Origin of the sequence: Sphingosinicella microcystinivorans (genome assembly GCF_027941835.1) — a bacterium.
Lineage (GTDB): Bacteria > Pseudomonadota > Alphaproteobacteria > Sphingomonadales > Sphingomonadaceae > Sphingosinicella.
Genome location: NZ_CP116005.1, coordinates 641,916 through 658,009, shown reverse-complemented (window position 1 = coordinate 658,009; position 16,094 = coordinate 641,916). Strand labels below are relative to the sequence as shown.

The following is a 16,094-nucleotide window of genomic DNA, read 5'->3' as shown; positions in this document are numbered from 1 at the left end:
ATGTAGTAAGTGATCTATTACTATCGTAACACGTAAAATGACCATGACGCAAGATCGGAAACTTGTCGGATGAGACAGAACTGCGGGCCTTTCATACGGAGAGCGGATCGGTCAACTTGATGCAACTCAAGAAGCTGGATCCCATATCAGGCAGATCGGAAGATGCGTGATCGTTGGGCCTGGAGCTTCAGCTGCGGCAGTGATTGCGTTTGTGAAGGCTGAAAAAACTTTGCGCCCCTGCGGAAGGCTTGCAACTTTTCCTGCGAGCGATAAGATAGTAATATGTTACTCGCTAAATGAAAGGCTGGAAATGAGCAACGTCGCAATACATGGCAGGGCCGATCTGACGCAGCCCGAAGCCTGTCGCCCTGACGCCCTGGATACGCTTGCGAATGCTTGGCGGGCGCGCAGCACGGGGGGGTTGTCACCGGCGGCCGGCCTGCTGGCTTGGTACGACTGGGCGCTGCACCTGAGCCTTTCGCCAGGCAAGCAACGCAGCTTGATCGAAAAGGGCTTGCACAAACAGCAACGCCTTGCGCGCTATGCCTTGCGTGTTGCCAGCGCGCACGATTGCCCGACCTGCATCGAGCCCCTGGAGCAGGATCGGCGCTTTGCCGCCCCGGCTTGGCAGCAGTGGCCCTTCAACGTGATTCACCAGGGTTTTTTGCTCCAGCAGCAGTGGTGGCACAACGCCACCACGGGCGTGCGTGGCGTGTCGCGCCATCACGAGAACATGGTCACGTTCGCTGGGCGGCAGTGGCTGGACATGTGGTCGCCTTCGAATTTCATCTGGACCAACCCCGAGGTGCTGCACGCCATCACGCAAAGCGGTGGCGCAAACCTGTGGCGCGGCGCCGTGAACTTCCTTGACGATGCGCGACGCCTCGCGCTCGACGATGCGCCAGCAGGGGTCGAAGGGTTCGAGGTGGGCAAGGACGTGGCGATCACTCCAGGCAAGGTGGTGTTTCGAAACCACCTGATCGAGTTGATTCAGTACTCACCCACGACGCCGGATGTGCATGCGGAGCCGGTACTGATCGTGCCGTCCTGGATCATGAAGTACTACATCCTCGACCTGTCGCCGCACAACTCGATGGTGAAGTACCTGGTCGATCAGGGGCACACGGTGTTCATCCTTTCATGGAAGAACCCGACGGCGGCCGATCGCGACCTCGGTCTGGAGGATTACCGCTGGCTGGGGGTCATGGACGCGTTGGATGCGGTCACGGCCATCGTGCCCGAGCGCAAAGTGCAAGCAGTGGGCTATTGCCTGGGCGGCACCTTGCTCACGATCGCCGCCGCCGCGATGGCGCGCGATGGCGACGAGCGGCTGCAAAGCCTGACGCTGTTGGCGTCGGAGATCGATTTCCGCGAATCGGGCGAGATCGCGCTCTTCATCGACGACAGTCAACTGGCCTGGCTTGAAGCCGGTATGTGGGACAAGGGCTATCTCGACGGCAGGCAGATGGCCGGCGCGTTCCAGATGCTCAACTCGCGCGACCTGATCTGGTCGCGACGGGTGCGTGAATACCTGTTGGGTGAGCGCCAGACCTTCAATGACCTGATGGCCTGGAATGCCGACGTGACCCGCATGCCGTACCGCATGCACAGCGAGTACCTGCGGCGCTTGTATCTGGACAACGACCTGGCCGAGGGGCGCTACCGCGTCGGCGGGAGACCCGTGGCGCTGGCCGACATCGAGGTGCCCATGTTCATCGTCGGCACGGTGCGCGATCACGTCGCTCCCTGGCCATCCGTGTACAAGATGCATCTGCTCAGTGATGCGGAGCTGACCTTCGTGCTGACCAGCGGCGGGCACAACGCCGGCGTCGTCAGCGAGCCAGGGCACCCCCGGCGCAGCTTCCAGATTGCGACCCGTGCCGCTGGCGATCGCTATATCGATCCGCAATTGTGGCGTGCCGAGACCCCGCTGAACGAAGGCTCCTGGTGGCCGGCATGGCAGCAATGGTTGGCCGGGCGCTCGGCCGGGCGCGTCGCTCCGCCTGCCATGGGCGGGACGCAACCACCGCTTGGCGATGCGCCGGGAACCTATGTGGCCATGCGATGACATGGCAAAACGCGTCCACGAACACATCACTCAACTTTCATCGGGTCGTTGCGCAGGCATGGCCCACACCCGCCCCAGAGGGGCACATCACCACCGTGGAGAATTGAAATGAACAACGAACTGCCCATCCAACTCTACAAGGCCAATGCCGAGTTGCAGCTTCAGATCACTCGCTTGCTGCAAGAAAGCGGCCACCACTGGTTCGAAGCCATGCAACAGCTCAGTGCTGGCGGCGTGCTGGAGACCACCTCGCGCATCCAGAACCTCCAACAGGCGGCGGACTGGCAGGCGCTTGCCACCTTGCCATCCGAGGTGTTCTGGCGATTGTGTCAGGGCCGTATGGGCGATACACAGGCGGTCGGCCAGGCTGCTGCCAAGAGCCAGGCGGCATTCGCTGATGGCCTGCGCGAGGCGCTGACGACCTGGCAGGCATCCGTCTCCGAAGTATTCGGCGCCAGCGGTGGCACAGCCTCTTTCGCGCAGTTTTGTCAGCAATGGACGCAGCCCTGGAGCGCGCCAGGCGCCGCGCCTCAGGGCAAGGCCAAAAAGTAAGGAGGTGCACATGAGCAGTTCCGGACGAACCGCCCTGGTCACTGGCGGCAATCGCGGTCTTGGCGCGGCCATTGCCCGCGCCCTGGACGACGCGGGCCACCGCGTCATCATCACGCACACGCCCGGCAACGATAAGGTCGCTGCCTGGCTCGACGCGCAGGACACCAAAGGCTACCGGTTCGTGGCCTACGGCGTCGATGTCGGCGACTGGGAATCGACCCAGGCTTTGGCGCGTCAGATTCAGGCGGACGGCTACCACGTTGACATCCTGGTGAACAACGCCGGCATCACCCGTGACGCGACCTTGCGCAAGATGGACAAATCCGGCTGGGACGCCGTGCTGCGCACCAACCTGGACTCCATGTTCAACGTCACCAAGCCGTTCATCGACCCGATGGTGGAGCTTGGCTGGGGACGCATCATCAATATCTCGTCGATCAACGGCAGCAAGGGCCAGTTCGGCCAGACCAATTACTCGGCGGCCAAGGCCGGCGTGCACGGCTTCACCAAGGCGCTGGCGCAGGAGGTGGCGCGCAAGGGCGTGACGGTCAACACCGTCTCGCCGGGCTACCTGGCCACCGAGATGGTGATGGCGGTGCGTGAGGATGTGCGCCAGAAGATCATCGATGCGATTCCAGTCGGCCGCCTCGGTCATCCGGACGAGATCGCGGCGCTGGTGGCCTTCATCGCCAGTGAGGCTGCCGCCTTCATGACGGGCAGCAACGTGGCGATGAACGGTGGCCAGCACATGTCATGAGTTGGGAGAACCCGCGGCCCTCGCGGGCGGTTTCCGACGCGGCAGTCACCAACTCCTGGAGGAGTTCCATGTATTCCCGATTTCTGGTGCCGCTGGACGGTAGTTCCACATCCTTCCTGGCCCTCGATCATGCGGCAGAACTGGCACGCCTGAGCGGCGCCACCGTGATCTTGCTGCATGTCGTCGAACCAACCCGGCATAGTACGGGCTTCGAGCGTCCCGAGGTCTACATCAAGGATGTCCGCCCACGCTTCCTCGAAGCCGGCCAGGCGTTGCTGGATGAAGCTGCGAGTCGGCTTCGTCGGAACGGAATTGCCACAGAGACGGTGCTGCTTGAAAGCGGCACCGCACGCGTGTCGGAACAGATCGCACAGCAGGCCGAGGTGAGCGATTGCGACTTGGTCATCCTGGGCACCCATGGGCGTCGCGGCATGAACCGGCTGCTGCTGGGCAGCGATGCAGAGCAAGTGGCGCGCATCGCACCAGTTCCGGTAATGCTGGTGCGCCAGTCGAGCCGAGATGGTGACCAGACACGCTCAGCCGCACGGACGCCAGTCGAGGCCAGCGACAACGCCGGTACGCAACGCCGGCATCCAACTCGCGCAAACAAGCTAAAAAAACCACATGAATGAACAAGCCCCTGAGGGCGTTCGCGCCGATCCTCCAAGTGGTGTCGAGCGTCTTATCGCCCATGTCAAAACCTTGGCCCCGGTTCGCACTGCGGTGGTGCACCCTTGTGACGCGCTCAGCTTGGGCGGTGCCTTGGACGCGCGCGATGCCGGCGTCATCACGCCAGTATTGGTGGCGCCGCTCGGCAAGCTGCGTGCCGTTGCGGCCGACACGGGGTTGGAACTGGGAGACAGCGAGGTCGTCGATGTGCCGCACAGCCACGCTGCAGCGGCCATCGCCGCCCGGCTGGCTGGCAAGGGCGAGGTGCAGGCACTGATGAAAGGCAGCTTGCACAGCGACGAGTACCTGGGTGCCATCCTGGCGCCCGAAGCCTGCCTGCGCACCGAGCGCCGATTGACGCACTGCTACATCATGCAGACGGCCAGCTACCCACGGCCCTTCATCATCACCGACGCCGCCATCAACATCGCTCCAACGCTCGAAATCAAGGCCGACATCGTGCGCAACGCCATCGACTTGGCGCACGCCATCGGCATTGCCGAGCCCAAGGTAGCGATCCTGGCGGCGGTCGAGACCGTCAACCCGCGCATGCTTTCGACCCTGGACGCAGCGGCACTGTGCAAGATGGCCGATCGCGGCCAGATTGCCGGAGGTGTGCTCGACGGGCCGCTGGCCTTTGATAACGCCGTCTCTCCCGATGCCGCGCGCGTCAAGGGCATCAAGTCGAACGTGGCCGGGCAAGCTGACATCTTGGTCGTTCCCGACCTGGAAAGCGGCAACATGCTGACCAAGCAACTGGAATACATGGGCCAAGCCGACAGTGCGGGGATCGTGATGGGCGCGCGTGTGCCGATTGTGCTCACCAGTCGCGCGGACTCGCGCCGCACGCGAATAGCCTCATGCGCCATTGCGCTGATCTTGGCGCATCGTCAGCGTGCTCTTGTTCAGGGCAAAGAGAACCGCGTATGAAATGCAATTTCACGGGTAATGTCGCGCTCGCTTCAGGTGTTGATTCTGCGATGCTGGTACGCAGCTCCCGGTCATGATCCACGTAATCCACGTGATCCTTGCATTTTTCTGGCGATGGTTGATCGTGATCGCTGCCGCGTTTGCGCTCGGTGGTTGCGCGGTTGTCAGTGAATTCAAACCTTCTGTCGCTGTACGCGCGATGACGCCGGATGAATACGTCGCCCTACGACGCGGCGATCTCCTCGGCAAAGGCAAACTCAGCGCCCTGACCGTGCAGACGATTCGCGTTACCGGGCTCGATGAACGGGCCTGCGCAGCGAACGCCTCGCTCACTTGTATCGAGGCGTTGACCATGATGAAGGACTTGGATGGAGAAACCAGGTTGTCGGCACTGGCTGAACTATGGCTGCAGCATGCCATGTCGATCTCGACAACAGTCCCAAACAGTCGCACCGCTTCTACTTCCGCTTGGATCGAGACAGCTCGGCACGCTTACGCGTATCTCTTTTTCACTGGGCGCTCGCCCGGCGAGCGCGCGTTTGAGGAGCGGCAGACGCAGGTGCGCGATTGGTACAACTACGCGGTGCAAAAAACGGTCACGCAATTGTTTGGCCTACAGCACCAAGCACTTCGTGCGCATGCTGGCGGAGCCAAAGCGGTATTCCGCTTGGGTGACTGGGTTTTGCGAGTCGACTTGAACGCCCGGCTGCCCAATGATGCGACCACGCCACGCGAGTTGCTGCCTGCGAACGTTCTGGCATTCCAAGGCCTGCGCGGCATCTATCGCAGGGATGGCTTGGGTGCCGAATTGGTGGCCGTAACGGATGCAGAGCCAATATCACTGAACGACTCAGACGGGTCTCCCGCCGGCAACGAGCGCCCGAGGACATTTCCCGCCTGGAGCGAAATGCCAACGCCCAACGTGACGGTAGTGCTTCGCTTTGATGCACTCACCGTCGATGAGCTGCTTGCCTCGCATGAACTCATCGTCGGTGTGTATGACCCCCTGGTCCAGGACTATTTGCAACTCCACGGCCAACGCGTTCCGCTGGCTGGTAACTTTACGGCTGGCTACGGCTTGTGGTTGGCGCGTTCGGGGTTCAACCAGCAATCCGTGCGAGGGTTGTTTGGGCGTGAGCGTGGCATCGATCACCCGCATCTGTATCTGATGCAGCCGTTCGACCCGCGGCGGCGCATCATCGTGATGATGCATGGATTGGCGAGCAGCCCCGAAGCATGGGTCAACGTTGCCAATGAGCTTCTGGCCGATGAAGAGCTGCGATGCGAATTCCAAGTGTGGGAGGTCTATTACCCCACGAATATGCCTGTACCAGCCAGTCATGCAGCAATCCGCCAAGTTCTGGCGGCCGCTTTGCATCACTTCGACCCTGATGAGGAAACCTTGGCTTCCCACGGGCTGGTGTTGATTGGTCACAGCATGGGAGGAATGCTGGCGCGGCTGATGGTCTCCACGGCTGACCAGCAACTGTGGAAGTGGGCCGCATCGGACCCCAGGATCGATCTGGATCGTCTTGGGAGCACCCGCTCTCAACTTGACCCTCTTTTGCGCTTTCGGCCATTTCCAGGTGTTGATCGCGTGGTATTCGTTGCCACACCGCACCGTGGAACCGTGGTTGCCGGACAAGGACTTGGGCGTTGGGTTGCCGGATTGATCCGCTTGCCATTGACGCTGCTGTCAACCCTCGGCGACGCCTTCCCGGCGCGCGCGGAGACCACGGCACACGCCACGATCTTGCAGAACATCCCCAACAGCATTGACCAACTCGACGAAAACGACCCCTTCGTCAAAGCTACGAGCGAGCTTCCAATCTCGGATCAGGTGGCTTATCACTCGATCGTTGCGAGGCGGCAGGCTAACGGTCCTCTCGCTGAATCGGACGATGGTTTGGTTCCCTATCGAAGCGCGCATCTGGATGGCGCCGAGTCGGAAAAAATCATCGTGTCCGGACACAGCGTGCAGGAAACCGCCGCATCCATCGTCGAAATCCGGCGAATCCTGCGCGAAGATATTTCCAAGCATCGGTTGACAGCCGCTGATTCGTCTTCCGTCCGGGGAGGGAGCTGCCCAGTCCAACGGTGAATTTAGTCATTGATTTTCCGAAGCATAGTAAGTAATATATCACTTACTATGCAGTCTTGGCTGAATCACTTGCATCGCACCTTGGGCATTTTCGGTTTGGAAGGACAGCGTTCTTGGTGTTCTCACATGCGTGGAGCATCCGGCTGCATCCCACGGGACGTGGACGATCTGAAACGCTAGGAAGGGCAGAAGTGGAGTTACGCCACCTTCGATGCTTTACCGCAGTCGCGGAAGAGCTTCATTTTGCTCGGGCTGCTGAACGGTTACACATCGACCAATCGCCGCTATCTCGCACCATCAAGGAGCTGGAGGAAGACCTTGGTGCGCGCCTGTTCGTTCGTACTACCCGCAGCACGCAATTGACCCGTGCGGGTCGATTGCTGTTGGAGCACGTACCGCGCATCTTCGCTGCGCTGGAGCAAGCACGCGATAGCGTCAGGTCTGCCTCCAATGGCTATCACGGGCAATTGCGCATTGCCTTGTCCGATGGCATCACGCCATCCCGCTTGCCGGCGCTACTTGCGCAGTGCCGCGAAGAAGACCCCGAGGTCGAGGTTCGGTTATTTGAAGTTTCGATGGCCCAGCAAATCAAGGGTCTGCACGATGAGCTATACGACGCAGGATTTTCGATGGCCGAAGACGTAGGTGATGGCATCGTGGTCACACCTGCTTGGGAGGATGAGTTGATGGTGGCGGTGCCAGCTCGCCATCCCGTTCTGGCCTTCAAGCAGATTCCGCTGGAGGAGGTTCTGCACTACCCGCTGGTGCTGGGCGACCCGTCGATTTGCGAAGGGCATGCACGTCAGGTCGATCGAATCTTGCGCAAGTACGAACGGGAGCCGCTCATAGTTCAGCACGTTGCCTCTTTTGACCTCATGATGACCTTGGTTTCCGCCGGGCTGGCCTTGGGCTTGGCCGGAGCGGCACACGTTGCGTCCAGCCGTGAGCTTGGTGTAGTGGCTCGGCCGTTGGCGGGTAAACCGCCAATGCTGACGACCTATCTACTGTGTCGGGATACGGAGGCTCCAGAGATGTTGGCCCGATTCATCGACCGGGTAGCCTCCATTGATTCAGCAGAACCTCTGAGCAGTATCGGGAATCCCCGATCCACCCGATGAAAGGATTGGAACCGTGAACAACGTGATGTTGCTGATGCTGGCCGCCACCTTGACTGCATGTGGCCCCTCTCAACCTTCGGAATCCGTGGACACGCTCGTCGCCAATCCCGACCGCATCAAGGAGATTCAGCGCCAATGCAAGGAAGATCGCTCGAAGGTCGGCGACGAACTCTGCTTGCGTGCGGCGGAAGCCGCCAACCGGCGTTTCTTCGGTGATCGGCCTGAGAAAAAATCCAAGTAACTTCCTTGCCGCCGTTTCACAGCACGAAGTTCTCGCTGATACCTCACCACGCCGTAACGCGCTCGCGTCTGTGGTGTTTCTATTGCTTTCGCTTCCGCGCGAAATCTGGCTCTTTCAGCCTCAATCCCCGCCATAACGGCCTTTGACCGGCACTGACCCGGCACCGATCCTGACGCCTGCGGCACGTTCCTGTGCCGCGATTTCCATAAGGAATCAGCGCAGGAGAAATCGGAGGCCAGGTCATGCAAGGGACGAACGTGCTGTTCGGTCAGATCGCCGTCGTATTCGGCACCGTGATCGCCGGCGTGTGGGGCGCCACACAATGGACAGCAGCGGCCCTTGGCTATCAAGTACGCCTTGGCTCGCCCTGGTTCGACTTCCTTGGCACGTCGATCTACCACCCGTGGAAGCTGTTTGAGTGGTGGTTCTTCTTCGGCGCCTATGCGCCGGAGGTCTTCGACACTGGCGGCACCATTGCGGGCGCCAGCGGTATGGCCGCCGTGGGCGTTGCCATCGCCATGTCGGTCTGGCGTTCGCGCCAAGCGCGCCTCGTCACCACCTACGGCTCTGCGCGCTGGGCTAACGCGCAGGACATTCGCAAGGCGGGCCTCACGCAGCCGGCCGGCGTGTTCCTCGGCCAGCACGACCGCCAGTACCTGCGGCATGAAGGTCCGGAACACGTCCTGACCTTCGCGCCTACGCGCTCGGGCAAGGGCGTGGGCCTGGTGGTGCCCACTTTGTTGAGCTGGCTAGCATCGGCCGTCATCCACGACATCAAGGGCGAGAACTGGAGCATCACCGCAGGCTGGCGCTCGCGCTTCTCGCATTGCCTGCTGTTCAACCCGACCGATGCGCAGTCGGCGGCCTACAACCCGCTGCTGGAGGTGCGGCGCGGCGCGCACGAAGTGCGCGACGTGCAGAACATCGCGGACATCCTGGTCGATCCCGAAGGCGCGCTGGAGAAGCGCAACCATTGGGAAAAAACCTCGCACGCGCTGCTGGTCGGCGCCATCCTGCATGTGCTCTACGCGGGCGAGGACAAGACGCTGCGCGGCGTCGCCAACTTCCTCTCCGATCCAGCCAGCCCATTCGAGCTGACCTTGCATCGGATGATGACCACGCCGCATCTCGGCGATGGGACGCATCCGGTCGTGGCCTCGGCTGCGCGCGAAGTGCTCAACAAGTCGGAGAACGAGCGTTCCGGCGTGTTGAGCACCGCCATGTCGTTCCTCGGCCTGTACCGCGATCCCACGGTGGCCGAAGTCACATCGCGCTGTGACTGGCGCATCGCCGACCTGATCGCCGCCGAGCATCCGGTGTCGTTGTATCTGGTGGTTCCGCCTTCGGACATTTCGCGGACGAAGCCGCTCATTCGCCTGATCCTCAACCAGATCGGGCGGCGGCTCACGGAATCACTCGATGGCTCCGACGGCATCGAGCGTCGCCACAAGCTGTTGCTGATGCTCGACGAGTTTCCGGCACTCGGGCGGCTCGATTTCTTCGAGACGGCGCTGGCCTTCATGGCCGGCTACGGCATCCGCAGTTTCCTCATCGCGCAGTCGCTCAACCAGATCGACAAGGCGTATGGGCAGAACCATTCGATCCTCGACAACTGCCATGTGCGCGTGACGTTCGCCACGAACGACGAACGTACCGCCAAACGGATTTCCGAGACGCTGGGCACCGCGACCGAACTGCGCGCGCAGCGCAACTACGCCGGCCACCGGCTGGCGCCGTGGCTGGGGCACCTCATGGTGTCGCGCCAGGAAACGGCCCGTCCGCTGCTGACGCCGGGCGAAGTCATGCAACTGCCACCCGATGAAGCGGTGGTGATGGTCTCCAGTGTGGCGCCGATCAAGGCCAAAAAGCTGCGCTATTACGCGGACGCCAATTTCAAGCGGCGCGTGCTGCCCCCGCCCACGCTGGCGGACGGGCTGTACGCAGACACGCCGCCGTCTCGGCCCGACGACTGGAGCGGGCTGGCGATTCCGTCGGTGCCCGCAGCGTCTGCCACGGCATCTGCCGATGGCCTGGAGAACTTGGGTTCGGCCGACGACGGCGGCCCACGCCGTCAGCCCGAGCTAACTGAGGCCGTCGCCTACGACCCCGGGCTGGCCGCGCCCGTGGCCGACCTTGGGCTGCTCGATGACGACGACGACCTTCCGCTTCCACTTCCTCGCCAGCTCGATCCGGCCATGCAGCGCACGGCCCGGCTGGCATCGCTGAACCCCAACGACGGAATCGACCTATGAGCCAATACCGCCTCAATCTGTTCATCCAGAACGAGCACGCCAAGCGCCTGGACGAGCTGGCCGCCAAGAAAGGCGTGTCCAAGTCGTCCATCGTCGCGGCGGCGCTCGCATCGTGGCTGTCGCCCGATGCGGCCGACCAGCGCGAAGCGGCGATTGCCAAGCGGCTGGATCGTCTGTCGCGCCAGGCCGAGCGCATGGAGCGCGACCAGAACATCGCCATCGAGACGCTGGCTCTGTTCATCCGCTACTACCTGACCGTGAGCACGCCGGTTCCCGAGGCGCACCAAGACGCGGCACGCGCGCAGGGCAAAGCGCGCTTCGAGCAGTTCACCGAGCAGCTTGGCCGCCACCTGCTGCGGGGCCGCAGCCTGGTGCGCGACGTGGTGGAGGAACTGCATCCCGACCCGATGCGAATGGAGGACGCGGCGGCGGCCACGCAAGCGCAGGAGCGCGCGTCATGAGCGCGGTGCCGAAAATCCCGCCCGAACCACGTTCGTCCGCTGCGACTTCGATGGATCGCCGTATCCAGATGCTGCGCACGGCGATGGGGCCGCTGATCGCCGCCGCGCTCGAAGACCCGGACGTGGTTGAAGTCATGCTGAATCCCGACCGGACGCTATGGGTGGATCGGCTTTCATCAGGCCGTGCGCCGATGGGCGTGGAGATGTCCGAAGCGGACGGTGAACGCATCATCCGGCTGGTGGCAGCCCACGTCGGCGCGGAAGTGCATCGCGGCCAGCCGCTGCTGTCGGCCGAGCTGCCCGAAACCGGCGAGCGCTTCGAGGGCATCTTGCCGCCCGCCGCGCCGGGGCCTGCCTTCGCGTTGCGCAAGCGCGCCATCGGCGTGATCCCGCTGGAGCGGTACGTCATCGACGGGATGATGACCAGCGCCCAGGCGGGCTTTCTCGTTCGCGCCGTGCGCGAGCGCCAGAACATCCTGATCGCCGGGGCCACCAGCAGCGGCAAGACCACGCTCGCCAATGCGCTGCTGGCCGAGATCGCCGCCACGGGCGACCGCGTGCTGGTGCTCGAAGACACGGTGGAGCTGCAATGCGCGGCGCGCGACCACGTTCCGCTGCGCACCCGCGCAGGCGTGGTGTCGATGACCGAGCTGGTGCGTTCCTCGATGCGCCTGCGCCCGGATCGCGTCGTCGTTGGCGAAGTGCGCGGCGCCGAGGCGTTGGATCTCATCAAGGTGTGGGGCACAGGTCATCCCGGCGGCATCGCCACGATCCATGCCGGCTCCGCGCTGGGTGCGCTGCTGCGCCTGGAGCAACTGATTCTCGAAGTGGCGGTGAATCCGCCCCGTGCGCTGATCGCCGAGGCGGTCAATGTGGTGATCCACATCGCTGGCCGTGGCCGCAATCGCCACGTCGAAAGCATTGCCCGCGTCGTCGGCTTTGACGGCGTGGGCTACCAACTGGCGGACGCGATGGATATGCCGTTTCCCGAGCTGCCATCGCAGTCCGACTTTTCTTCCCCGTCCCTCAACCACCTTGGAGAACTGCCATGACGCAGATGCACGTTCCTGCTTTCCGTATTTCCGTAAATCCGCTTTCTCATCTGACCGGCCTGGCACGGCTGCGCAGCCTGGCACGCCCTGCGGGGCAAGGGCTGCTGCTGGCCGCGCTGCTGCTGTTCCTGGCCGGAACGGCGCAGGCCGCCGGTTCCTCGATGCCGTGGGAAGGCCCGCTGCAATCCATCCTCGAATCCATCCAGGGTCCGGTGGCGCGCATCGTCGCGGTCATCATCATCATCGCCACGGGCCTGGCGCTGGCCTTCGGCGATACCTCGGGCGGCTTTCGCAAGCTGATCCAGATCGTGTTCGGCCTGTCCATCGCGTTCGCCGCGTCGAGCTTCTTCCTGTCGTTCTTCAGCTTCTCCGGCGGGGCGGTCGTATGAGTGCCCTGGACACCTTCGCGGACGGCTTCGAGGTGCCGCTGCATCGCTCGCTGACCGAGCCGATCCTGCTGGGCGGTGCGCCGCGCACCGTGGCGATTGCCAACGGCACGCTGGCCGCTGCCGTCGGCCTGGGCCTGCAACTGTGGATTCCGGGTGTTGTGCTCTGGATCGTCGGCCATTCGCTGGCGGTGTGGGGTGCGCGCGTTGATCCGCAGTTCATGCAGGTCTTTGCCCGGCACATCAAGTACCGCCCGCTGCTGGACGTGTGAGGGGAGGACGCCGCGATGCTGAACCTCGCCGAATATCGCCAGCGCCCAGCCTTGCTTGCCGACTGGCTGCCCTGGGCCGGGCTGGTCGCACTGGGCGTCGTCTTGAACAAGGATGGCAGTTTCCAGCGCACGGCCCGGTTTCGCGGGCCTGACCTCGACAGCGCGACGCAGGGTGAGTTGATCGCTACGTCGGCACGCTTGAACAACGCGCTGCGCCGCATGGGTTCGGGCTGGGCGCTGTTCATTGAAGCCGAGCGCCGTCCCGCTGCCGACTATCCACACTCGGAGTTTCCCGAGCCGCTGTCCTGGCTGGTGGACGAGGAACGCCGCGCGACCTTCGAGGAATCTGGCAATCACTTTGAGAGCGGCTATCACCTGACGCTGCTTTACCTGCCGCCGGAAGAATCCCGCGCCCGTGCAGCCAAGATGCTCTACGAGAACACGCCGACGAATGGCGTGGACTGGCGCGAGCGGCTGCAAGCGTTCGTCGCGGAAACGGATCGCGTCTTTGACCTGCTCGACGGCGTGATGCCGGAAATTGACTGGCTCGACGACGGGCAGACGCTGACCTACCTGCACGCGACCATCTCAACGCGGCGCTATCGCGTGGGCGTGCCCGAAGTGCCGTTCCACATCGACGCGCTGCTGACCGACTCCGCACTGGTCGGTGGCCTGGCGCCCATGCTGGGCGAGCAACACCTGCGCGTGGTGTCGGTGCGGGGCTTTCCGACCTCAACCTGGCCGGGGATTTTGGACGACCTCAACCGCCTGGGCTTTGCCTATCGCTGGAGTACGCGCTTTCTGTGCCTGGACAAAGCCGAGGCGGAAAGAGAACTCGCCCGCCTGCGCCGCCAGTGGTTCGCCAAGCGCAAGAACGTTATCGCGCTGCTGCGCGAAACCATCTTCCAGCAGGAATCGCCGCTGGTCGATACCGACGCCAGCAACAAGGCCGCCGATGCCGATGCCGCCTTGCAGGAGCTGGGCAGCGATCAAGTCGCCTTTGGCTACCTCACCGCCACGGTAGCGGTGCTCGACGCCGATCCTGCGGTGGCCGACGAGAAGCTGCGCATGGTGGAGCGCGTCATCCAGGGTCGGGGTTTCGTCACCATCCCGGAAACGCTCAACGCCGTGGATGCGTGGCTGTCGTCCATTCCGGGCAACGCCTACGCCAACGTGCGCCAGCCCATCGTTTCAACGCTGAACCTGGCGCACATGATGCCGGTATCGGCGGTATGGGCCGGACCGGAGAAGAACGAACACCTCGACGGCCCCCCGCTGATCGTGACACGCACCGACGGCGCCACGCCGTTCCGGCTTGTGACGCACATCGGCGACGTGGGCCACACGCTGGTCGCGGGGCCGACCGGCATGGGCAAGTCGGTATTGCTCGCCACGCTGGCAATGCAGTTCCGCCGCTATCGCGGTTCGCGCATCGTCGCATTCGACATGGGCCGTTCCATGCGCGCCACCATCCTGGGCCTGGGTGGCGAGCACTACGACCTCGGGACGGATGGCGAAATCGCCTTCCAGCCCTTGGCACGCATCGACCGCGAAGGCTACCGCACCTGGGCGGCAGAATGGATCGAAGGCCGCTTGCTGCATGAGGGCGTGGCGGTCGGCCCCGACGAAAAGGCGGCCATCTGGTCGGCGCTGGGAAGCCTCGCCGGTGCGCCGTTGGAGCAGCGCACGATGACAGGGCTTTCCGTGCTGCTGCAATCGAACGCGCTGCGGCAGGCGCTGTCGCCGTATGTGCTCGGCGGTGCCCACGGCAAGCTGCTGGACGCCGATCATGACCGGCTGGGCATGGCCGACGTGCGGTGCTTCGAGATGGAGGAGCTGATGCACAGCAAGGCCGCCGTCATGGCCGTGCTGCATTACCTCTTTGCGCGTTTCGATGAACGCTTCGACGGGGCGCCCACGCTGCTGATCCTCGATGAAGCGTGGCTGTTCCTCGATGACCCGGTGTTTGCCGCGCGCATCCGCCAGTGGCTCAAGACGTTGCGCAAGAAGAACGTCTCGGTGATCTTCGCCACGCAGAGCCTCGCCGACATCAAGGATTCGAGCATCGCGCCCGCGATCATCGAGAGTTGCGCAAGCCGCATCTTCCTGCCGAACCCGCAGGCCACCGAGCCGCAGATTCGCACGATCTACGAGGGTTTCGGCCTCAGCAGGCGGCAGATCGAGATCGTCGCCACCGCGCAGCCGAAGCGCGACTACTACTACCAATCCCGCCTCGGCAACCGCCTGTTCGACCTCGACCTGGGCGCCGCGACGCTGGCCTTCGCGGGTGCCTCCACGCCGCAAGACCAGCGCGACATCGACGCGGTGCTCGCTGCCGCTTCATCCGCATCCACTCCGTTCGCAGCCGCATGGCTGCGCCACCGCAGCCTTGATTGGGCGGCCGATCTGCTGCGCGATTTCCCCGGCCCTGCGCCGTGTGCCGCCCTCATCCCCAGCCATCCACAGGAGAACCAGCCATGAAAACCTATGTCCCCAAGCTCGCCGCGCTGACCGCCGCCTGCGTGCTCGCCTTCGGCGTCGCGCAGCCTGCGCACGCGCTGTTCGGCGTCGGCGACATCGTGCTCGACCCGACCAATCTGGTGCAGAACACGCTCACGGCGGTTCGCACGCTGGAGCAGATCAACAACCAGATCCGCCAGCTCCAGAACGAAGCGCAGATGCTCATCAATCAGGCACGCAACCTGGCCAGCCTGCCGTCCAGCGTGGTGGGCCAGTTGCGCGCGAACCTGGCAACCACCCAGCGCCTCATCGCACAGGCCAAGGGCCTGGCCTATGACGTGACGAGCATCGACCGCGAGTTCGCACGTCTGTATCCCGAGAAGTACGCCGCTACAGTGAGTGGCAACCAGATGTATCTCGACGCGCAGGAGCGTTGGAAGAACACGCTCAACGGACTGCAAACCACCATGCAGATGCAGGCCCAGGCGTCGCAGAACCTGAGCGATGACGAAAGCGTGCTGGCCGATCTCGTGGGCAAGAGCCAGTCGGCCGAGGGTGCGCTGCAAGCGATGCAGGCCATGAACCAGTTGTTGGCTTTGCAGGCCAAGCAGTCGATCCAGACGCAACGGCTGCAGATCACGCAAGACCGCGCGGCCTCGCTGGAGCTGGCGCGGCAGGCGGCGGCCACGGAGCGCGGGCGCGAGGTGACGCGCCGCTTCCTGGGCGAAGGCACGCCATACACGCCGCAATCCGTGAACTTCTACAACCGCTGACG

General features: G+C 63.4%; 14 protein-coding genes and 1 pseudogene. All 15 read left to right on the top strand.

Going from position 1 to position 16,094, the window contains the following annotated elements:
• Positions 1–310: 310 nt before the first annotated feature.
• The 15 genes and pseudogenes from PE061_RS03080 (at position 311) to trbJ (ending at position 16,092) form a co-directional block, all read left to right on the top strand.
• Entirely contained in the window at positions 311–2,068 is a 1,758-nt protein-coding gene (locus tag PE061_RS03080; protein WP_123676508.1) for a PHA/PHB synthase family protein, read from the top strand.
• Between the two features lie 108 nt (positions 2,069–2,176).
• On the top strand, positions 2,177–2,620 hold the full coding sequence (locus tag PE061_RS03075) for a phasin family protein (protein WP_054666179.1): 444 nt from the start codon (positions 2,177–2,179) through the stop codon (positions 2,618–2,620).
• Positions 2,621–2,630: 10 nt separating this feature from the next.
• Positions 2,631–3,377, top strand: a complete 747-nt coding sequence (gene phbB, locus PE061_RS03070; protein ID WP_054666176.1) for an acetoacetyl-CoA reductase — start codon at positions 2,631–2,633, stop codon at positions 3,375–3,377.
• Positions 3,378–3,445: 68 nt separating this feature from the next.
• Positions 3,446–4,009, top strand: coding sequence for a universal stress protein (locus PE061_RS03065; RefSeq protein WP_082394023.1), 564 nt, complete (start codon positions 3,446–3,448; stop codon positions 4,007–4,009).
• A gap of 16 nt (positions 4,010–4,025) precedes the next feature.
• A pseudogene (locus tag PE061_RS03060) lies at positions 4,026–4,976 on the top strand (bifunctional enoyl-CoA hydratase/phosphate acetyltransferase); the annotation flags it as partial.
• A 73-nt stretch (positions 4,977–5,049) separates the two neighbouring features.
• Positions 5,050–7,077, top strand: coding sequence for an esterase/lipase family protein (locus PE061_RS03055; RefSeq protein ID WP_123676507.1), 2,028 nt, complete (start codon positions 5,050–5,052; stop codon positions 7,075–7,077).
• A 191-nt stretch (positions 7,078–7,268) separates the two neighbouring features.
• Positions 7,269–8,195 carry a LysR substrate-binding domain-containing protein gene (locus PE061_RS03050; protein WP_054666170.1) on the top strand — a complete coding sequence of 309 codons (927 nt, stop codon included), beginning with the start codon at positions 7,269–7,271 and terminating at the stop codon, positions 8,193–8,195.
• A 13-nt stretch (positions 8,196–8,208) separates the two neighbouring features.
• Positions 8,209–8,436, top strand: a complete 228-nt coding sequence (locus PE061_RS03045) for an EexN family lipoprotein (RefSeq protein WP_054666167.1) — start codon at positions 8,209–8,211, stop codon at positions 8,434–8,436.
• Positions 8,437–8,678: 242 nt separating this feature from the next.
• Positions 8,679–10,688 (top strand): conjugal transfer protein TraG, encoded by a 2,010-nt coding sequence (locus PE061_RS03040; RefSeq protein ID WP_054666165.1) that lies wholly within the window; start codon positions 8,679–8,681, stop codon positions 10,686–10,688.
• Positions 10,685–11,149 (top strand): ribbon-helix-helix protein, CopG family, encoded by a 465-nt coding sequence (locus PE061_RS03035; protein ID WP_123676506.1) that lies wholly within the window; start codon positions 10,685–10,687, stop codon positions 11,147–11,149. The genes PE061_RS03040 and PE061_RS03035 overlap by 4 nt, the downstream gene beginning before the upstream one ends.
• Positions 11,146–12,201: a P-type conjugative transfer ATPase TrbB gene (trbB, locus tag PE061_RS03030; protein WP_054666162.1), complete on the top strand. Its 1,056-nt coding sequence runs from the start codon at positions 11,146–11,148 to the stop codon at positions 12,199–12,201. Before PE061_RS03035 ends, trbB begins: the two co-directional genes overlap by 4 nt.
• Positions 12,198–12,590, top strand: a complete 393-nt coding sequence (locus PE061_RS03025) for a TrbC/VirB2 family protein (RefSeq protein ID WP_054666159.1) — start codon at positions 12,198–12,200, stop codon at positions 12,588–12,590. The genes trbB and PE061_RS03025 overlap by 4 nt, the downstream gene beginning before the upstream one ends.
• Positions 12,587–12,859, top strand: a complete 273-nt coding sequence (locus PE061_RS03020; protein WP_054666156.1) for a VirB3 family type IV secretion system protein — start codon at positions 12,587–12,589, stop codon at positions 12,857–12,859. Before PE061_RS03025 ends, PE061_RS03020 begins: the two co-directional genes overlap by 4 nt.
• 15 nt (positions 12,860–12,874) lie before the next feature.
• Complete coding sequence (trbE, locus tag PE061_RS03015) at positions 12,875–15,340, top strand: conjugal transfer protein TrbE (protein WP_054666146.1); 2,466 nt, start codon at positions 12,875–12,877, stop codon at positions 15,338–15,340.
• Positions 15,337–16,092 (top strand): P-type conjugative transfer protein TrbJ, encoded by a 756-nt coding sequence (trbJ, locus tag PE061_RS03010; RefSeq protein ID WP_054666143.1) that lies wholly within the window; start codon positions 15,337–15,339, stop codon positions 16,090–16,092. The genes trbE and trbJ overlap by 4 nt, the downstream gene beginning before the upstream one ends.
• Positions 16,093–16,094 lie beyond the last annotated feature (2 nt).